The sequence below is a fragment of the Mycobacterium sp. AT1 genome (assembly GCF_002043095.1).
Taxonomy (GTDB): domain Bacteria; phylum Actinomycetota; class Actinomycetes; order Mycobacteriales; family Mycobacteriaceae; genus Mycobacterium.
In genome coordinates, this window is sequence record NZ_MVOC01000005.1 from 143791 (window position 1) to 163195 (window position 19405).

Annotated in this window: 18 protein-coding genes and 1 tRNA gene; 10 read left to right on the top strand and 9 right to left on the bottom strand. The window is 65.5% G+C overall.

The window, feature by feature from the left end:
- Nucleotides 1-36: 36 nt before the first annotated feature.
- Entirely contained in the window at nucleotides 37-1932 is a 1896-nt protein-coding gene (locus B1790_RS02730; RefSeq protein WP_158083738.1) for a cellulase family glycosylhydrolase, read from the top strand.
- A 665-nt stretch (nucleotides 1933-2597) separates the two neighbouring features.
- On the opposite strand, the gene B1790_RS02740 is transcribed toward B1790_RS02730, so the two are convergent.
- Both B1790_RS02740 and B1790_RS02745 read right to left on the bottom strand, forming a co-directional pair.
- Complete coding sequence (locus B1790_RS02740) at nucleotides 2598-3260, bottom strand: cation transporter (RefSeq protein WP_079921719.1); 663 nt, start codon at nucleotides 3258-3260, stop codon at nucleotides 2598-2600.
- Nucleotides 3260-3586: a helix-turn-helix transcriptional regulator gene (locus B1790_RS02745; protein WP_079921628.1), complete on the bottom strand. Its 327-nt coding sequence runs from the start codon at nucleotides 3584-3586 to the stop codon at nucleotides 3260-3262. The genes B1790_RS02740 and B1790_RS02745 overlap by 1 nt, the downstream gene beginning before the upstream one ends.
- Before the next feature lie 257 nt (nucleotides 3587-3843).
- Between B1790_RS02745 and B1790_RS34065 the strand changes: the two genes are divergently transcribed.
- Nucleotides 3844-4248 carry a DUF2510 domain-containing protein gene (locus B1790_RS34065; RefSeq protein ID WP_142270980.1) on the top strand — a complete coding sequence of 135 codons (405 nt, stop codon included), beginning with the start codon at nucleotides 3844-3846 and terminating at the stop codon, nucleotides 4246-4248.
- 151 nt (nucleotides 4249-4399) lie between these two features.
- Here B1790_RS34065 and B1790_RS02760 read toward each other — a convergent pair whose 3' ends face one another.
- Nucleotides 4400-5239, bottom strand: coding sequence for a potassium channel family protein (locus B1790_RS02760; RefSeq protein WP_079921629.1), 840 nt, complete (start codon nucleotides 5237-5239; stop codon nucleotides 4400-4402).
- Nucleotides 5240-5350: 111 nt separating this feature from the next.
- A tRNA-Leu gene (locus tag B1790_RS02765) sits at nucleotides 5351-5427 on the bottom strand.
- Between the two features lie 94 nt (nucleotides 5428-5521).
- Here B1790_RS02765 and B1790_RS02770 point away from each other — a divergent pair.
- The 6 genes from B1790_RS02770 (at nucleotide 5522) to B1790_RS02795 (ending at nucleotide 11403) form a co-directional block, all read left to right on the top strand.
- The gene (locus tag B1790_RS02770; protein WP_079921630.1) at nucleotides 5522-6130 is read left to right on the top strand and encodes an ANTAR domain-containing response regulator; all 609 of its coding nucleotides are present in this window, start codon (nucleotides 5522-5524) and stop codon (nucleotides 6128-6130) included.
- Between the two features lie 177 nt (nucleotides 6131-6307).
- Nucleotides 6308-7519, top strand: a complete 1212-nt coding sequence (locus tag B1790_RS02775) for a branched-chain amino acid ABC transporter substrate-binding protein (protein WP_079921631.1) — start codon at nucleotides 6308-6310, stop codon at nucleotides 7517-7519.
- Between the two features lie 84 nt (nucleotides 7520-7603).
- Complete coding sequence (locus B1790_RS02780; RefSeq protein WP_079921632.1) at nucleotides 7604-8608, top strand: branched-chain amino acid ABC transporter permease; 1005 nt, start codon at nucleotides 7604-7606, stop codon at nucleotides 8606-8608.
- Nucleotides 8605-9810 carry a branched-chain amino acid ABC transporter permease gene (locus B1790_RS02785; protein ID WP_079921634.1) on the top strand — a complete coding sequence of 402 codons (1206 nt, stop codon included), beginning with the start codon at nucleotides 8605-8607 and terminating at the stop codon, nucleotides 9808-9810. Before B1790_RS02780 ends, B1790_RS02785 begins: the two co-directional genes overlap by 4 nt.
- Nucleotides 9807-10652, top strand: a complete 846-nt coding sequence (locus B1790_RS02790) for an ABC transporter ATP-binding protein (RefSeq protein WP_079921635.1) — start codon at nucleotides 9807-9809, stop codon at nucleotides 10650-10652. Before B1790_RS02785 ends, B1790_RS02790 begins: the two co-directional genes overlap by 4 nt.
- The gene (locus B1790_RS02795; protein ID WP_079921637.1) at nucleotides 10636-11403 is read left to right on the top strand and encodes an ABC transporter ATP-binding protein; all 768 of its coding nucleotides are present in this window, start codon (nucleotides 10636-10638) and stop codon (nucleotides 11401-11403) included. The genes B1790_RS02790 and B1790_RS02795 overlap by 17 nt, the downstream gene beginning before the upstream one ends.
- A gap of 15 nt (nucleotides 11404-11418) precedes the next feature.
- On the opposite strand, the gene B1790_RS02800 is transcribed toward B1790_RS02795, so the two are convergent.
- The 3 genes from B1790_RS02800 to B1790_RS02810 are packed head-to-tail and all read right to left on the bottom strand — an operon-like array spanning nucleotide 11419 to nucleotide 13309.
- Nucleotides 11419-11655, bottom strand: a complete 237-nt coding sequence (locus B1790_RS02800) for a DUF167 domain-containing protein (protein WP_079921639.1) — start codon at nucleotides 11653-11655, stop codon at nucleotides 11419-11421.
- A 2-nt stretch (nucleotides 11656-11657) separates the two neighbouring features.
- Nucleotides 11658-12860, bottom strand: coding sequence for a lipid-transfer protein (locus B1790_RS02805; RefSeq protein WP_079921640.1), 1203 nt, complete (start codon nucleotides 12858-12860; stop codon nucleotides 11658-11660).
- Entirely contained in the window at nucleotides 12857-13309 is a 453-nt protein-coding gene (locus B1790_RS02810; RefSeq protein ID WP_079921641.1) for a Zn-ribbon domain-containing OB-fold protein, read from the bottom strand. The genes B1790_RS02805 and B1790_RS02810 overlap by 4 nt, the downstream gene beginning before the upstream one ends.
- Nucleotides 13310-13451: 142 nt before the next feature.
- On the opposite strand from B1790_RS02810, the gene polA reads away from it, so the two are divergent.
- Nucleotides 13452-16112, top strand: a complete 2661-nt coding sequence (gene polA, locus B1790_RS02815; RefSeq protein ID WP_079921724.1) for a DNA polymerase I — start codon at nucleotides 13452-13454, stop codon at nucleotides 16110-16112.
- A gap of 9 nt (nucleotides 16113-16121) precedes the next feature.
- On the opposite strand, the gene B1790_RS02820 is transcribed toward polA, so the two are convergent.
- Together B1790_RS02820 and B1790_RS02825 are read right to left on the bottom strand one after the other, a co-directional pair.
- Nucleotides 16122-16544, bottom strand: coding sequence for a hypothetical protein (locus B1790_RS02820; RefSeq protein WP_079921642.1), 423 nt, complete (start codon nucleotides 16542-16544; stop codon nucleotides 16122-16124).
- Nucleotides 16545-16581: 37 nt separating this feature from the next.
- Nucleotides 16582-17748, bottom strand: a complete 1167-nt coding sequence (locus B1790_RS02825) for a PrsW family intramembrane metalloprotease (RefSeq protein WP_233164903.1) — start codon at nucleotides 17746-17748, stop codon at nucleotides 16582-16584.
- Nucleotides 17749-17907: 159 nt separating this feature from the next.
- Between B1790_RS02825 and rpsA the strand changes: the two genes are divergently transcribed.
- Entirely contained in the window at nucleotides 17908-19368 is a 1461-nt protein-coding gene (gene rpsA, locus B1790_RS02830; protein WP_079921644.1) for a 30S ribosomal protein S1, read from the top strand.
- The last annotated feature ends 37 nt before the right edge of the window (nucleotides 19369-19405 follow it).

The window sequence follows — 19405 nt, forward strand, 5'->3', positions numbered from 1 at the left end:
TATGCGAGCAACTTATTCGTTCCCGTGCCGCCTCGAATGGCCTCCTACGAATATCAACAGGTCGCCGAGATCACCGTCTCGCCCAACACGGTCGGCGTTGCCGCGTCCCCTCTATACGGTCAGACCAAGGCCCAGATCGACCAGCAGCTCAGCGAGATGCAGGCGCTGGGTGTCCAGAACATCCGCGTGTTCGTCCCCTGGGGGCTCGTCGACTACTTCGGACCGTCGCAGCCGGGCAGCGCGTCATGGGACTTGCTCGACATGGTCATGCAGTCGGCCAAGGAACACGACATGGGCGTGCTGGCAGAAGTCGACAGCACCCCGCCGGGCGCCGTCACCGCTGGAACCCCGGGCAGCGGCACCCCCGATCCCGCGAAGTTCGCCGCCTTCATGACGAAGTTCGTCACCAAGTACGGCTCGACGGTCTCCGCCTACGAGATTTGGAACGAGCCGAATGCCATCCTGTCGTCCAATCCCATCGATCCGGCTGCGTATGCGGCGTTGGTGAAAGCGGCCTACCAAGCCATCAAGCCACTCGACCCGACGGCCACTGTCATCGCGGGTGCAGTGGGTCACGTCGTCACCTTCGGCAACGTGACCATGGACCCCGTGGAGTTCGTCAAGGCGATGATCGCCGCCGACCCGACCATCGGCGATTACTTCGACGCCCTGTCGTACCACCCGTACGACGAGAGCCTTCCCTTTTCGCAGGGCAACATCAATCCCAACTCCGGCTGGTGGGCGTCCGACACGGCGTTCAACCAGTTGAAGGACTTGGTGAAGCTGTTCCCCACCAAGAAGATGTGGATCACGGAATTCGGCGTTCCGACCTACACGTACACCGACGCCAACGGCGTCGTGCACACCATCACACAGGATCAGCAGGAGAAGTACATCGCCGACTTGATCAACAACTGGGCGGCATCCTTTGGGGCAAACGCCGGCCCGATCTTCCTCTACACCGGTCGAGACACCGCAACGGGCAGCACCAACCCGAACGACAACTACGGGCTCTGGAATCTTCTCGGGCAACCGAAGGAAGTCATCACCGACTTCCTGCTGCAGTGGTTCAAGGATCATCCGCAAAACGCCACGACGCCGACGACTCCCGGCCAGCCGACACCGGTGGCCAACCCGTTGGCTGCGATCGTCCAAGCCCTCGCCAAGCAGTTCCAGGCGATCGCCGCCCAGGTTCAGGCCTCCGTCGCCGCGTTCGTCCAAGCGATCGCCAAGGCACTCGCCTCCATTGGAGGTTCTCCCGCAGTGACCACGTCGACGGCGTTGGCGCTGAAGGTCGCCTCGGTGCCGACGTCCGACACGCCAAGTGCAGGGGTTGACGACGTCAGCGAGGCAGGCGCGACCACCAAGAGCTCCGAGGGAACCGACGGCACCAAGGTCGCCGCCGAGCCCGAGAAGTCGACGGCAACCGAGACGGAGACGACACCGAAACCCGAAGTGGTGGAGGCCGTGACGACGCCCGCGGTGACCGACGCGGTCGTCGAGCCCGTGGCCACCGAGACTCCCGAGGACACCAAGACCCCGGAGGACGCCAAGAGCCCCGAGGCCGCCGAGGCGACCCCGTCGAGCTCCACGGAGCCGGCGGCGTCCAGCCCTGCCGACTCGGGGGCGTCGGACACGCCGGCCAAGCCCGACAAGGCCGACTCCGCGACCAAGCCCGACAAGGCCGACGCGTCGACGACGCCTGAGAAGGCGGACAAGCCCGACAAGAGCGTCAAGCCCGACAAGGCCGCCAAGCCTGACAAGAGCGTCAAGCCCAGCAAGGCTGACGCCAAGGACTCGTCGTCCTCGAAGGACAAGGGCGACAAGAAGACTAGCTCCGCGGGAGCTGGTGCCGACAAGGGATCCGACGCCAAGCGTGCGTCGCATTCACCGAGCGGCAGTGGATCGGGCGGCGGCGGAGACGAGGGGTAGCCACCGTCCGCCCGAACCACTGCGAACCGCCGCGGCTCCTGCACACGCAGGGTCGCGGCGGTTCGTACTTGTTGGGGGAGTGACCGGTCAGTTGCACCCTGCGGCGCAACATGATTCGCCACGCCTCGCTTGGCGGCGGATAATCCTGGCGTCGGAATCGGCCGAGACCACCATCGACTCCTGTTGTCGGCTTCGGAGCTAGACGCGCTACTCGAACTGGCTAAGTAGTTTTCTGTGGGGAGGCCGTGAACGCAGCGTTACCCTCCGCATAGGAACCCGCGGTAGCAATCTTGACCATGCTCGACTTGCCCGTGTCGTCGGCATCCTCGCAATCGGCCGTACTCGCTGGGCCGTTGGCGAAAGCCTTGTGTGATGACGCCGTGGGGACCGCGCCGTTGCAAATCGGCTTGGCCGCAGCGACACCGGCAAAGCCGATTGAGCCAACCGCCAACCCCCCGGCGACGAGTAGCGTGCCTGCGAACGAAACTATCCTGACCATTGCATATGCCTTCCGTAGTCGATGACTGGGAAGTGCTTACCACGATTGCGTGGAGGACCCTGGCGGAGTCAGGGAACCCTACGCGACTGCCAAGGTGACGCACAGACCGATGATGTGAGGCCAGGAAAGCCGCTGCTAGCGGCGGCTATTGCGGTGTTGGGGGTCGCTACTCCGACGCGTCCCGAAATTCACACGGTGAGCCGTCCCCCGCGACGCAACACGGTTCGCCACGCCACGCTTCGAGGCCTTCGCGAACGGCGATGGCGGCAATCACCAAGCCCGCCAAAGGATCTGCCCAAGACCACCCCAGTAGTGAGTTGAGCAGCAGCCCCACGAGCAACACGGCAGACATGTAGGTGCACAACAACGTCTGCTTCGAGTCTGCGACCGCCGACAACGAGCCAAGCTCCCTGCCTGCCCGCCGCTGCGCCCACGACAGGACGGGCATGACGCCCAGGCTCACACCAGCGAGTGCGATGCCGATGGTGGACGGCTCGGCCTCGCCGTGCCCGAGGAGGCCGCGAACGGAGTCCACCGTGACGTAGGTGGCCAAGCCGAAGAACGAGAACGCGATGATCCGAAGCGCGGTCTTCTCGCGGGCTTCGGGATCGCGGCCGGCGAACTGCCATGCCACCGCGGCGGCCGAGGACACTTCGATGACCGAATCCAGCCCGAACCCGAGCAGGGCGGCCGACGACACCCGAGTTCCCTCGGCGAGGGCGATGACGGCCTCGATCACGTTGTAGGTGATCGTGGCGGCGACGAAGTACCTGATGCGACGGGACAGCACGCGGCTGCGGGTGGCCGACAGCCCGACGTCCGGCGCCATCAGCAGCACCCCTCGTCACCGACCGGACAGCAGGCCGGGTCGACCGCGAGCACCAGGCCGACCAGATCGTTCAGGGCGTGCGCGATGCGGCCGTCGGCCAGCTCGTAGCGGCTCCGCCGGCCCTCCGGGACGGCGACGACCAGCCCGCATCCACGAAGGCACGCAAGGTGATTCGACACGATCTGACGAGACACCCGCATCTCGTCGGCAAGATCGGACGGATACCGCCCACCATCTCGAAGGCTCAGCAGGATCGACGCGCGGGTGACATCGGAGAGGGCATAGCCGAAGCGCGCCAGGGCATCCCGCTGCACCAGTGTCTGCATTAGCCGACAGTACATCGGAATCTGTATTCAGGGAATGCTGGACTGCTGCTGCATTGCCACGGATGAGACCCGTTACCAACACTGCTCAGCGAGTCCTTCCAATCGGTGCACGTCTTCCGCGGCGATTGGTCGAAGTGGTGAAGGGCTGGACGATCGAAGCCAACCGCCACGTCGCCTAGGACCCCCGCTCCCACGACCGCAGCCACCTGTCTGTGCACAATATCGGCGAGCGATCTTGAGAATGAGGGGGACGAGCGATGACTTCGCCGAAGGCTGGTTGGTATCCGGACCCACTGGGTGCTCCACAGCAGCGATTCTTCGACGGGGTGCAGTGGACCGACCACTATGCGACCAAAGTGGAAGCGGCCAGCCTCGCGCCTCCGCAGGGCGCGCCGCACCAGATCGCACAACCGAACGCTGGCCCTGTGTGCAGGCAACCGACGTTGTCCTCGCCGACGAAGTTTCTGAGTCCGCTAGAAAGGACTGAGAGGAAGAGGAATCCGCTCTTCTTGGTATTGGCGGTGCTGTCTGCGATACCTACAGCGTTCTTTCTTCTGGTCTTCGTGACCGGGGGTGCCGACAACGACATAGCCGCCTTCTTGACCGCATGGTCCGCCCTGTGGACGTGGGTGTGGTGGAAGTTGTCCGACCGGTACCGGTAGACCAAGGGGCCAACAGGCCCTCCTTGAAGTGGTCCAGGGCGGGGTTGTTTGGAGTCCAGGGGCCGGTCGCGTGGACGGCTGGGTCTACTTCGAGGCACCGAAAGATGCTGTGCGACTTGTGATCATGCTTCCGCCGGACAGCCGGGCACGATCAGGGCGCCGATGATGAACCAGGGGGCCGTGACGACGCCGACGACCCAGACCCGGGCCACGCCATCTCGGACATGCCGTCCGTTTGCGGCGACGTGCGCCCTCCAGGTATCGCGCCCTGCGCCGTCATGATGCGGAGTTCATCTGCGAGGTTTCGAATCTCCATCTGCAATGCGGCGACTTGCTCAGCTGTTGCCGCGCCCGCAGCAGCGTCATCTTCGGCGACGCGTTGCACGATCCATGACGCGAGCGAAGCGGTAACCACGCCGATAAGGCTGATCCCGCCCAACATCAAGAGCACTGCGACGATCCTGCCCGTGGTGGTTATCGGGTACAGGTCGCCATATCCGACGGTCGTGACCGTGGTGATCGACCACCACAGGGCCTTGCCGAACGACGTGATGAGGGCGTTGGGCTGATCACGTTCCTGCTCCAGTACCGCCAACGACCCCACGTAAATCAACAGGGCGACACCGCCAACCGTGTAGATCACGATGCGTCCGCGTATCGCGTTGCCCAAGGCTTTCTGTAGCGCGCCAACCAAGATGACCAGCCGCAGCAGCCGCAACGGGCGCAAAAGAGGAAGCGCTACCACGGCCAGGTCGAGGAGGTGCCTCACGAACCACCGACGGCGATCGGTTGCCAGAGCGAGCCGCGCGAAGTAGTCCGCGACGAACACACTCCAGATGATCCAGCTCGTCACCCCCAGAACGGTGGCTTCCACACCGTGTGGTCGACCAAGTACTTGCACCGAATAGACAGCCAAGAACGCGATCGCCACCGCGGCGAGCGGCCATTCGGCCCGCCGCTCCCACTGTTCAAGCCTGAGTTGAGGGTCCACGGACCAAGTCTGCGGCACCGGGGCGATTCCGTAACGACCTGGTGCCCAGCGGTATCGTGCCGAGAATCAATGCGCCACATCGCTTCATCGGATGCTCCGAACTGGCCTTTCTGGTGCCCTCGGTGAGACTCGAACTCACACTGCACGGGTTTTGAATCCGTTTCCTCTGCCAATTGGGATACGAGGGCATCGTGTTGCGGCTTCCCACCATAGAGGATCGGTCAGAGGGTCCGTCATGGCCCCGCGGTCGCCGATCCGGGCGACTCACGCGACAATGACCGCATGACCGGGTCACCGGCGGACGCCGCCAAACCGCACCGTGTCCTCATTGCCGAGGACGAAGCACTCATTCGGATGGACCTTGCGGAGATGCTTCGCGAGGAGGGCTATGAGGTGGTGGGCGAGGCCGGCGACGGCCAGGAGGCCGTAGAGCTCGCCGAGAGCCTCCGACCCGACCTCGTGATCATGGACGTGAAGATGCCCCGCAGGGACGGCATCGACGCGGCCGCCGAGATCGCCGCGAAGCGCATCGCGCCGATCTTGATACTGACCGCCTTCTCGCAACGCGAGCTGGTCGAGCGCGCCCGTGACGCCGGGGCGATGGCGTACTTGGTGAAGCCGTTCTCGATCACCGACCTGATTCCGGCGATCGAGTTGGCCGTCAGCCGTTTTGGCGAGATCTCCGCACTCGAGTCGGAGGTTGCCACGCTGTCCGACCGGCTCGAGACCCGCAAACTGGTCGAGCGGGCCAAGGGTTTGCTCCAGGCCAAGCAGAAGATGTCGGAGCCCGAGGCGTTCAAGTGGATTCAGCGTGCCGCCATGGATCGGCGCACCACCATGAGGCGCGTCGCGGAGGTCGTCCTGGAGACCCTCGACACCCCCGAGACGTAACAACTGCGTGTCATAGAACCGGGTTTCGCCCTGTCACACAGGCGACACCCAGCCCGCGTTCGTCAACATCACGCACCGGCGCCGAGTGTTGGCTATGTTCTACCCGAAGCATCGGCGCCCCGGGTGACGTGACCTGCGTCGTCGGTGCCAATGACAACGTTGACACGGAGGTGACACGTGCGCAGTCGCATGGCACGTAATGCATTTGCTCTCGGGAGCGCGGGCTTGCTCGTGTTCGGTATTGCCGGCTGTAACCAGTCGACACCCGAGGAGAGCAATTCCCAAGCTGACCTGAAGATCGTCGAACAGGTTCAGATCGACGAGAACGGCGCCGAGGTGAAGGCGGCGGGCGACGTCAAGCCCGCCGATCCCACCGGTGACGGAAAGGCGACCTGCCCGCCGGTGTCGATCGCCATGGCCGGTGCCCTCAACGGCCCCGACGCGGCGCTCGGCATCAACATCAAGAACGGCGTGCAGCTCGCCATCGACAAGCACAACGCCGCCAACCCCGGCTGCCAGGTGCAGTTGAAGCCGTTCGACACCGAAGGCGATCCGCAGAAGGCCACCGGTATCGCACCTCAAATCGTGGACGACCAGTACACGATCGGCTTGGTCGGTCCCGCCTTCTCCGGCGAGACCAAGGCCACCGGCACGGTCTTCGACCAGGCCGGCCTCGTCGCCGTGACGGCGTCGGCGACCAACCCGACGTTGAGCGAGAACGGCTGGAAGACCTTCTTCCGCGGCCTGGCCAACGACGGCGTGCAGGGGCCCTCAGTGGCCAACTACCTGAAGAACACGCTGGGCTACAAGAAGATCTGCGTGGTCGACGACAGCACCGACTACGGCCTCGGCTTGGCCATCCCGGTGCGCGAGACCCTCGGGCCCGTCGCCGACTCGGCCTGCAACATCCAGGTCAAGAAGGGCGACAAGGACTTCTCTGCGGCGGTCACGCAGATCAAGGGAGTCAGCCCGGACGCCGTCTTCTACAGCGGCTACTACTCCGAGGCGGCGCCGTTCGTCCAGCAGTTGAAGGACGGCGGGGTCGAGGCGACGTTCGTCAGTGCCGACGGCACCAAGGATCCGGAGTTCGTGAAGCAGGCGGGTGAGTCCTCGAAGGGCTCGATCCTGTCCTGCCCGTGCGGCCCGGCCACCGGAACGTTCGCCGAGGAGTACACGAAGAAGTTCGGGCAGGAACCCGGCACCTACAGCACCGAGGGCTACGACCTCGGAACGATCATGCTGAAGGGCATCGACTCGGGTGCCATCACCCGGCCGGCGCTGCTGGACTTCGTCAAGAACTACAACGGTCAGGGCGTGGCGCGTAACTACCAGTGGTCGCCGACTGGTGAGTTGACCACCAACCTGATCTGGATCTTCAAGGTTCAGTAGTCGTCGACGCGAGGCGCGTCCGAGGCCAACGGGCCCGGGCGCGCCTCGTATCCATTTACCTGCAAGGAGCCGCCGCCGGTGTTAATGGCTGCCAACATCAACTTCAACGTCGACGGCCTCATAAACGGCTTCTGGCAGTTGACCATCGACGGTCTGTCCTGGGGTGCCATCTACGCGCTAGTGGCCGTGGGCTACACGCTGGTGTTCGGCGTTCTGCGGCTGATCAACTTCGCCCACTCCGAGATCTTCATGTTCGGCATGTTCGGCACCTACTTCTGCCTGGACATCATCCTTGGCTTCACGCCGAGCGGTAACGCCTACAACAAGGGCGTCCTGCTCACGATCGTGTACCTGGCAATCGCGATGGTCTTCGCGATGCTGGTATCCGGTTCGGCGGCAGTCGGTTTGGAGTTCATCGCCTACCGGCCGCTTCGCCGCCGCAACGCCCGGCCCCTGACGTTCCTCATCACCGCCATCGGTATGTCGTTCGTGTTGCAGGAGTTCGTGCACTTCATCCTGCCGCAGCTCATCAAGGGCTACGGCGGCTCCAACGCACAACAGCCAATCCTCTTGGTGCAGCCCAAGACTCAGTTCACCATCTTCGGAGCGACGGTCTCCAACGTGACGCTTGTCATCGTCGTCTCGGCGCTGGTGCTCGCCCTCGCCACCGACATCGCGATCAACCGCACCAAGTTTGGCCGCGGCATCCGCGCGGTCGCTCAGGATTCGACGACCGCGACGCTCATGGGTGTCTCGCGGGAGCGCATCATCATGACGACCTTCCTCATCGGTGGTCTGCTGGCCGGTGCGGCCGCACTGCTCTACACACTGAAGGTGCCCCAGGGCATCATCTATTCGGGCGGATTCCTGCTCGGCATCAAGGCGTTCTCGGCGGCGGTCCTCGGCGGCATCGGAAACCTTCGCGGCGCATTGTTGGGCGGTCTCATTCTCGGCGTGATGGAGAACTACGGTCAGGCGTTGTTCGGAACCCAGTGGCGGGACGTGGTCGCCTTCGTGCTGTTGGTGCTCGTCCTGCTCATCCGTCCGACCGGCATCCTCGGTGAGAGCCTCGGGAAGGCGCGCGCATGAGCCATCAGGCGGGATCGGAAACGACGAAGAGCACTGCGGCAAAGCGGCTTCTGGCCCCGGGCGATGGCCTGAGGCAGTGGTGGGACGGCCTCGCACGGCCGCAAAAGTGGCTGTTCGGCATCGTGGGCTTCGGCCTGCTGGCACTGCTGCCGCTGTTCCCGCCGCCGTGGGTCGCCACGACGGGAATCAGTCTCGGCGGCACCATGGCTCAGTTCGTGATGATCGCAATCATCGCGATCGGACTCAACGTGGTGGTCGGTCAGGCCGGTCTGCTCGACCTCGGGTACGTCGGCTTCTACGCCGTCGGCGCGTACACGGTGGCGCTGCTCACCAGCCCCGATAGTCCCTGGAACAAGATGGGCGCCACCGGATTCTTCAGCAAGGACTGGGCGTGGCTGTCGTGTGTACCCATTGCCATGGCGGTCACGGCGCTCGCGGGACTGATCCTCGGAACGCCGACCCTGCGACTGCGCGGTGACTACCTCGCCATCGTCACACTCGGATTCGGCGAGATCATCCGGCTGCTCGCCGACAATCTCTCCGACGTCACCAACGGCTCGCGCGGTCTCAACCAGATCGCGTACCCGCGGGTGGGGGAGAGCGAGCGACTCCCCAACGGCGTGTTCTCCGCAGGCAACTCGACCGGCGACGCCAACTACGGCACGTGGTGGTTCTGGCTCGGTCTGCTGCTGATGATCGGAATCCTGCTGCTGGTCGGCAATCTGGAGCGAAGCCGCGTCGGCCGCGCCTGGGTGGCGATCAGGGAGGACGAGGACGCGGCGGAGGTGATGGGCGTCAACACCTTCCGGTTCAAGCTGTGGGCCTTCGTGATCGGCGCCGGAATTGGTGGCCTCTCCGGAGCGCTGTACGCCGGTCAAGTGCAGTACGTCGCCCCGACCAACTTCAACATCATCAACTCGATGCTGTTCCTCGTCGCGGTGGTGCTCGGCGGCCAAGGCAACAAGTTGGGCGTCATCTTCGGTGCGTTCATCGTCGTCTACCTGCCCAACCGGTTGCTCGGCGTTGAGGCGTTCGGCGTCAACCTCGGTGACCTGAAGTACCTGTTCTTCGGTCTCGCGTTGGTGGTAATGATGATCTTCCGGCCGCAGGGCCTGTTCCCGGTGCGTCAACAACTCCTTGCCTACGCCTCGTCGGCGAAGAAGCTGTTGAGCAAGGCCGACGACTCGAAGGCGGCGGCATGACCAACAGCGAGCCCGTGGTAGACGAGGAACTGGCGGCACTTCACCGCGAGGTGAAGGTCGCCGAGGGCGAAACCCTGCTCCAGACAACTGATTTGACGGTGAAGTTCGGTGGGTTGACCGCCCTGGACGCGGTGAACTTCGACATCAAGCGAGGTGAGATCCTCGGTCTCATCGGGCCCAACGGCGCCGGTAAGACGACCTGCTTCAACGCCATCACCGGCGTGTACCGGCCGACCTCGGGCACGGTGATGTTCGACGGAGCACCGCTTGGCAAGATCAAGCGGCACGAGATCACCCGGCGCGGCATCGCAAGAACGTTCCAGAACATCCGACTGTGGGGCGAGATGACGGCGCTGGAAAACGTCGTCGTGGGCACTGATGCCCGGCACAAGACGTCGGTCCCCGGCGCCCTGATCCGCACTCCCCGGCACCGACGGGAGGAGAAGTCGGCGATCGAAAAGGCCGCCGCGCTGCTGCAATTCGTCGGCATCTCCCAACGCGCCGACGAGAAGGCCAAGAACCTTCCTTACGGCGATCAGCGCCGTCTGGAGATCGCGCGGGCGTTGGCGACCGAGCCCAAGCTGCTGTGCCTGGACGAGCCGGCGGCCGGCTTCAACCCGAGCGAGAAGTCTGCTCTGATCGAGTTGATCCAAGCCATCCGCGAAGACGGATACACGGTGTTGCTCATCGAACACGACATGCGGCTGGTCATGGGCGTCACCGACCGGATCGTGGTGCTCGAGTTCGGGCGCAAGATCGCCGACGGTCTGCCTGCCGACATTCGCGAGGACCCCAAGGTCGTCGCCGCTTACCTGGGGGTTCCCGATGACGAGCTCGGCTGACACGAACGACACGACCGACGCCGATCCGCGTCCGGTGCTGCTCGAGGTGCGCGACGCCGTCGTGCACTACGGCAGAATCCAAGCGCTGCACGGTGTTTCGCTGACAGTGCACCAGGGCGAGCTCGTCACGTTGCTCGGCTCCAACGGTGCCGGCAAGACCACGATGATGAGGGCGATTTCCGGTCTCCGGCCGCTGACGTCGGGCTCGGTGTGGTTCGACGGTCAGGACATCACGAAGGTCAAGGCGCACCGCCGCGTCACCGACGGGCTCATCCAGGCTCCGGAGGGTCGCGGGGTGTTCCCCGGCATGACGGTGGTCGACAACCTCGAAATGGGTTGTTATGGGCGCAAGTTCCCCTCGAAGGCAGAGCACAAGGAGCGCTTCGACTGGGTGATGGAGACGTTCCCGCGGCTGGCCGAACGCCGCAGTCAGGTCGGGGGCACCCTGTCCGGCGGTGAGCAACAGATGCTCGCCATCGGGCGTGCGTTGATGGCGCGGCCCAAGGTCTTGCTTCTCGACGAACCGTCCATGGGCCTGGCGCCGATGATCATCTCGCAGATATTCAAGATCATCTCCGAGATCAACAAGCAGGGCACCACGGTGCTGCTGGTCGAGCAGAACGCGCAGCAGGCGCTGAGCCGGTCCGACCGCGCCTACATCCTCGAGACGGGTTCGGTCACCAGGGCCGGCGTCGCCAGGGACCTGTTGGACGACGACAGCATTCGCGCCGCCTACCTCGGCGTCGCGTAAGCCCGACCGCGCGGCTCAGCCGACGCGGAAGCGCTTGATCCGCGCCGTCGCACCGCCGACGAGGGACACCTGGCTGCGCGGAACGCCGAGATGCTTGGCCAACAGCCGCGTGACGGCGTCGTTGGCCTTGCCGTCGACTGCCCGCTCCGGCACGTAGACCGTCAGCTCCCCGTCGTCGCCGACCTCGACCAGGGGTCCTTTGCGGCTGCCCGGTTTGACGCGGACCGAGACGACGGTCGTGTCCGTGGCCACGCTCAGCGCGCGACGATCACCGACGAGCCGTGACCGAAGAGCCCCTGGTTGGCGGTGACGCCGACGGTGGCCCCTTCGACCTGACGGCCGATGGCCTGACCCTTCAGCTGCCAGGTGAGCTCGCAGACCTGCGCGATCGCCTGGGCCGGGATGGCCTCGCCGAAGCACGCCAGTCCGCCCGACGCATTGACCGGGACGCGGCCGCCGATGGTGGTGGCGCCGCTTCGCAGCAACTCTTCGGCCTCACCCTTCGCGCACAATCCGAGGTGCTCGTACCAGTCCAGCTCCAGCGCAGTCGACAAGTCGTAGACCTCGGCCAGCGACACGTCCTCGGGGCCGATGCCTGCCTCTGCGTACGCGGCGTCGAGGATCTGGTCCTTGAACACCCGATCCGGCGCGGCGACCACGGCGGTGGAGTCGGTGGCGATGTCGGGCAGTTCGGGAAGGTGCTGGGGGTAGCGCGGCGTCACGGTGCTGACGGCCCGCACCGACGGCACGCCATCCAGGGAGCCAAGGTGCTTCTCGGCGAAGGACTTCGAGGCGACGATCAACGCCGCGGCGCCGTCGGAGGTGGCGCAGATGTCGAGCTGGCGCAGCGGATCGGACACCACCGGGCTGGCCAGGACGTCGGCGATCGCGGATTCCTTGCGGTAGCGCGCATTTGGGTTCTGCAGGCCGTGGCGGGAGTTCTTGACCTTCACCTGGGCGAAGTCCTCGGAGGTGGCGCCGTACAGATCCATCCGGCGTCGCGCCAGCAGGGCGAAGTACACGGGGTTCATCGCGCCGATGAGGTGGAAGCGCTGCCAGTCCGGGTCGTTGCGGCGTTCGCCGCCGACCGGTGCGAAGGCTCCCTTGGGCGTGGTGTCGGCGCCGATGACCAGCGCGACGTCGCAGAAGCCGGCCAGGATGTGGGCGCGTGCGCTCTGCAGGGCTTGCGAGCCCGACGCGCAGGCGGCGTAGCTGGAGCTGACGGGGACGCCGTTCCAGCCGAGCTTCTGCGCGAACGTCGACCCGGCGATGAAGCCGGGGTAGCCGTTGCGAATCGTGTCGGCGCCGGCGACGAGCTGAATCTGCTGCCAGTCGAGGCCTGCCTCGGCGAGCGCGGCGCGGGCGGCCACGACGCCGTACTCGGTGAAGTCTCGGCCCCACTTGCCCCACGGGTGCATGCCGGCGCCGAGGATGTAGAGCGGATCCGGGGTGGTCACGAGGCGATCCTCCAGGCGTGCACGGTGCGGACGAAGCCGTCGTCGTCGGTGTAGAGCGGCATCGTGGTCAGCTCCATCTCCATGCCGACCTCGAGGTCGGCGGCCAGGGTGCCGTCGACGACCTTGCCGAGGATGATCAAACCCTCGGCGGCGAGCTCGACCGCGGCGATCGCGAACGGCACGAACGGGTCCGCGGCCGGATAGGGCGCCGGCGGGGGATAGCGATTCTCGGTGTAGCTCCACAGCGTTCCTCGCCGGGACAGCGGCACCTGCTCGAGATCCTCGCCACTGCACGCCGGATTGGGGCAGTTGTTCTCCCGCGGGGGGAACACGTAGGTGGCGCACTGCGTGCACTTGCCGGCGATCAGATGGGCCACCCCGTCGTCGTCGACGGTGAACCACCCGTCGATGGCCGGTAGTTGCGCTTGGGCGTCGGTAGATCCTGGCACGCGGTCAGACTAATGGATGCCGAGCCCCAAACTGCAACGTGTTGCAGTTTTATCGGGCCAGGGCACGGCGTCGATCCGTGTCACCGGGGATGAATAGAGTGAGGGCGTGAGCCCCGCCAAGACCGACACCAAGCCCACTTTGATGCTTTTGGACGGCAATTCGCTGGCGTTCCGGGCGTTCTTCGCGTTGCCCGCAGAGAACTTCAAGACGCAAAGCGGGCTCACCACCAACGCGGTGTACGGCTTCACGGCCATGCTGATCAACCTGCTTCGCGACGAGCAACCCACCCACATCGCGGCGGCCTTCGACGTCTCCCGTCAGACGTTCCGCTCCGAGAAGTACCCGGAGTACAAGGCGGGCCGTTCGGCGACTCCCGACGAGTTCCGCGGTCAGATCGACATCACCAAGGAAGTTCTGCTGGCGCTCGGCATCACCGCCCTGGCCGAGCCGGGTTTCGAGGCCGACGACATCATCGCAACGCTGGCCACCCAGGCCGAGGCCGAGGGTTACCGCGTCCTGGTCGTCACCGGCGACCGGGACGCGCTGCAACTCGTCAGCGACGACGTCACGGTGCTCTACCCACGCAAGGGCGTCTCCGAGCTGACCCGGTTCACCCCGGAGGCCGTCGTCGAGAAGTACGGCCTGACGCCCACCCAGTACCCGGACTTCGCGGCACTGCGTGGCGACCCGAGCGACAACCTCCCCGGCATTCCCGGCGTGGGGGAGAAGACGGCGTCCAAGTGGATCGTCGAATACGGCTCACTCCAGGCGCTCGTCGACAAGGTCGACACCGTGAAGGGGAAGGTCGGAGAGTCGTTGCGCGCCAACCTCTCTCACGTCATCCTCAACCGCGACCTGACCGAGCTGGTCAAGGACGTCCCGCTGCCGCACACGCCCGACACGCTGCGGATGATGCCGTGGGACCGCGACCTAATCCATCGACTCTTCGACGACCTGGAGTTCCGCGTCCTGCGCGACCGGTTGTTCGACACGCTCGCCTCGTCCGACCCCGAGGTCGAGCAGGGGTTCGACGTCCGCGGTGGAGCCTTGGAGCGCGGCACGTTGGCGACCTGGCTCGCCGAGCACGGCACCGGTCAGCGATTCGGCCTCGCCGTGGTGGGCAACCACCTGGCGTTCGACTCCGACGCGACCGCACTGGCGATCGTCTCCGCCGACGGCGAGGGCGTCTACCTCGACACCGCCGCCATGGACCCTGCCGACGAGACGGCGTTGGCCGCCTGGCTCGCCGACCCGGCGATACCCAAGTCGCTGCACGAGGCCAAACTCGCGATGCACGACCTCACCGGCCGCGGCTGGGAGCTCAAGGGCGTCACCTCCGACACCGCCCTGGCGGCCTACCTGGTGCGACCAGGGCAGCGCAGCTTCGCCCTCGACGACCTCGCCGTGCGGTACCTCAAGCGTGAACTTCGTGCCGATAACCCCGAGCAGCAACAACTCTCGCTTCTCGACGACGAGGACGGGGTCGACGACCAGGCCGTTCAGACACTGCTCCTGCGCGCGTCTGCCGTAGCCGATCTCGCCAACGCGTTGGACGAGGAGTTGGCCAGGATCGACTCCTCGGCGCTGCTGGGCGACATGGAGCTTCCCGTGCAGCGCGTGCTCTCCCAGTTGGAGGCCACCGGCATCGCCATCGACACGGACCTGCTGGGGCAATTGCAGAGTCAGTTCGCCGACCTGATCCGCAACGCCGCCGAGGCCGCCTACGAGGTGATCGGCAAGCAGATCAACCTCGGCTCGCCCAAGCAGCTGCAGGTCGTGCTGTTCGACGAGCTGGAGATGCCGAAGACCAAGCGGACCAAGACCGGCTACACCACCGACGCCGACGCACTGCAGGGCCTCTTCGACAAGACGGGCCACCCGTTCCTGCAACACCTGCTGGCCCACCGCGACGCGACCAGGCTCAAGGTCACCGTCGACGGCCTACTGAACGCCGTCGGCTCCGACGGCCGGATTCACACCACGTTCAACCAGACCATCGCGGCAACCGGACGGCTGTCGTCGACCGAACCCAACCTGCAGAACATCCCGATCCGCACCGAAGCCGGCCGCGAGATCCGCACCGGCTTCGTCGTCGGCGCCGGCTACACCGAGCTGATGACGGCCGACTACAGCCAGATCGAGATGCGGATCATGGCGCACCTCTCGAAGGACGACGGCCTGATCGAAGCGTTCAACACCGGTGAGGACCTGCACTCGTTCGTCGCCTCCCGGGCATTCGGCGTTCCGATCGACGAAGTGACCGCGGAACTACGCCGCCGCGTCAAGGCCATGTCCTACGGGTTGGCCTACGGGCTGAGCGCCTACGGGCTGGCGTCGCAGCTGAAGATCTCCACCGAGGAGGCCAAGGTGCAGATGGACGCGTACTTCTCCCGCTTCGGCGGGGTGCGCGACTACCTGCAATCAGTGGTCGACCAGGCCCGCAAGGACGGCTACACCTCGACGGTCCTCGGCAGGCGGCGCTACCTGCCCGAGTTGGACAGCAGCAACCGCAACGTCAGGGAGGCCGCCGAGCGGGCGGCGTTGAACGCCCCGATCCAGGGCAGCGCCGCCGACATCATCAAGGTGGCGATGATCAACACCGACGCCGCGATTCGCGAGGCCGGGCTGAAGTCCCGCATGCTCCTGCAGGTCCACGACGAGCTGCTGTTCGAGGTCGCCGACGGCGAGCGCGACCAGCTCGACCAGTTGGTCCGCGACCAGATGGGCGGGGCGTACCCGCTCGACGTGCCGCTCGAGGTGTCGGTGGGATACGGCCGCAGCTGGGACGCGGCGGCGCACTGAGGGTGTTGCCTACCCGCTCGACAGTTGGCCGAGCGGGTTGAGCTTGAGTATCGACAGCGGAAACAGGTTTTCGCCGTCGGTACCGTCGACGGTGTCGTAGAGGCCCAAGGTGTAGATACCGGGCTGAGTCACCTGCATCGGCAGGGGCTGCGCGAACACCCTGAACTTCACCGGCTGGGGCGGATCGTCCGGCCAGTGCCACGCGAACTCCAGGGCGCCGACCCGTTCACCGTCCGGCGCGGTGGCGACTGCGAAGCGGCGCACGTCGTAGTCGGTGCCGCCTTGGGTCGTGACAGCCAGCACGATCGGGATGCTGATCTGGCCGGGGAAGACGTCCACGTAGCAACTGGTCATCGGGAAACCGGTGGCGGTGATCCCGCCGGTTTGCTCCTGCACTGCGTTCAGCGATGGTCCAAAGGCTATGACCTGCATGTGACATCCGATCCTGGGGGGCCGATGCCGACCGACTCTAGTGCAGCGCCCCACCGCGATAGGCCGCGAAGGAGTGCAACACCGGAGCGGCCTCCCGCGCCTCGTACACGCGGTAGGTCTCCTCGTTCAGCAGGGCGTGCACCCTCGGGTCGCCGAAGCCCCTGTCGATGCGGTCCCTGACGAAGGCCAGCTCGATCACCTGCGCGGCAAAGTTCTTGACGCCCTTGGCCGCTGGTTTGCCTGCGAAGCGGGTGACCTCGCCGACCGCCAGGTTCCTGGCGCGGATCGAGCTGAGCCAGGTGGCCTCGTTGGGGGTCACCAGGCCGGCGGCGACCATGCCGGGCAGTTTCGCGGCGACGGTCCGCTGCTCCCTGCGCCGGCTGGTGACGGCAAGGACGATCGCCAGCCCGAAGACCGGCATCATCCAGAGCAGGTAGACCAGGAAGTACGTCTCGATGCCGAAGAACGACGAGCCGTTCCACAGCGCGTGCATCACCACCGCGCCGGCGTACCCGGCCAGGATGTACCCCGCCTTGGCGAGGGGTCCGCGGCGCTGCAGGGCGAAGTAGACGCCAATGGCGGTCATCGTGGTGAACAGCGGGTGGGCGAAGGGTCCCATGATCAGGCGCAGACCTGCGGTCACCAGCGACCCGCCGAGGGATTCCCCGCCACCGATGTAGGCGATGTTCTCCAGCCAGGCGAACCCCGCTGCCACGATGCCGGCGTACACCAGGCAGTCGGTCAGCGAGTTGAGCTCGTTGCGGCGGCGGCCCGTCATCATGATCAGCAGGAAGACGCCCTTGGCGGCCTCCTCGACGATCGGCGCCACGATCGCGAGGGTGACGAACTCGTCGGCGGCCGCGTCACCCGTCGCGAGCAGCGATCCGAAGACGAGCTCCAGGATCACCGAGACGACGATTGCGACCGACGCGCCCCAGGTGAAGGCCAGTACCAGCAGCCGCGGGGGCTCCGGCTCCCACCGGTCCAGCCACAGGTAGGCCAGCAGCACCACGATCACCGCGACGGTGGCCAGCACGAACCCGATCGACGTGCCGACGGGGTTTACGGCGGTCAGCAGGATGACCGACAACCCGGCCACGATGCCCATCGCGATGATGGCACCCAGAGGCGCTCCGACGGCACGGATCTTGCGGGGCAACGGGGGACCGAACGAACGCGGTGACGGCACGGCGGGGTGTGACACGGTGGCAGCGTAACGGTCGGTGCAGACCCAGGTTTGTCCAGCGTGTATCCGGTCGAGTAGTCTCTTCGGGTACCCGTGTGCGCGCTTGACGCGTGTAGCACCAGTACACACCAACAAATCCTGTCCCTACGATAAAACCTGTCCGGAGCCACCCACCAAATGCCAAGCCCCTCCATCACCTCGCCGCAAGTAGCCATCAACGACATTGGCTCGGCCGAGGATTTCATGGCCGCAATCGACAAGACGATCAAGTACTTCAACGACGGCGACATCGTCGAAGGCACCATCGTCAAGGTCGATCGCGACGAAGTCTTGCTCGACATCGGTTACAAGACTGAAGGCGTCATTCCTTCTCGCGAACTTTCGATCAAGCACGACGTCGACCCCTCTGAGGTTGTGTCCGTCGGCGACGAGATCGAAGCGTTGGTCCTCACCAAGGAGGACAAGGAAGGTCGCCTGATCCTGTCCAAGAAGCGTGCTCAGTACGAGCGCGCTTGGGGCACCATCGAGGAGCTCAAGGAAAAGGACGAGGCCGTCAAGGGCACCGTCATCGAGGTCGTCAAGGGCGGCCTGATCCTCGACATCGGGCTTCGTGGCTTCCTGCCTGCGTCGCTGGTGGAGATGCGTCGTGTCCGCGATCTGCAGCCGTACATCGGCAAGGAGATCGAGGCCAAGATCATCGAGCTCGACAAGAACCGCAACAACGTGGTGCTCTCGCGCCGCGCGTGGCTCGAGCAGACGCAGTCCGAGGTGCGCAGCGAGTTCCTCAACCAGCTGCAGAAGGGCGCGGTCCGCAAGGGCGTCGTCTCCTCGATCGTCAACTTCGGTGCCTTCGTGGACCTGGGTGGCGTCGACGGCCTGGTGCACGTCTCCGAGCTGTCCTGGAAGCACATCGACCACCCCTCCGAGGTCGTCACGGTTGGCGACGAGGTCACCGTCGAGGTGCTCGACGTCGACATGGACCGCGAGCGGGTTTCGTTGTCGCTCAAGGCAACTCAGGAAGATCCGTGGCGCCACTTCGCGCGCACCCACGCGATCGGCCAGATCGTGCCCGGCAAGGTCACCAAGCTGGTTCCGTTCGGTGCGTTCGTCCGCGTCGAAGAGGGCATCGAGGGCCTGGTGCACATCTCGGAGCTCTCCGAGCGCCACGTCGAGGTGCCGGACCAGGTCGTCCAGGTTGGCGACGACGCCATGGTGAAGGTCATCGACATCGATCTCGATCGTCGTCGTATCTCGCTGAGCCTCAAGCAGGCCAACGAGGACTACACCGAGGAGTTCGACCCGTCGAAGTACGGCATGGCCGACAGCTACGACGACGCGGGCAACTACATCTTCCCCGAGGGCTTCGACTCCGAGACCAACGAATGGCTCGAAGGCTTCGAGAAGCAGCGTGACGAGTGGGAGGCCCGGTACGCCGAGGCCGAGCGTCGCCACAAGATGCACACCGCGCAGATGGAGAAGTTCGCGGCAGCCGACGCGGAGGCGGCCAGCAGGCCCGCCACCGCCAACAGCTCCTCGTCCTCGACGTCGTCCAGCACGGGTCCCGAGTCCACCGGCGGAACGCTGGCCAGCGATGCTCAGCTGGCCGCGCTTCGCGAGAAGCTCGCGGGCAACGCGTAACACGTAGCACGACAGGACGCCCCGGCTCACGAGAGCC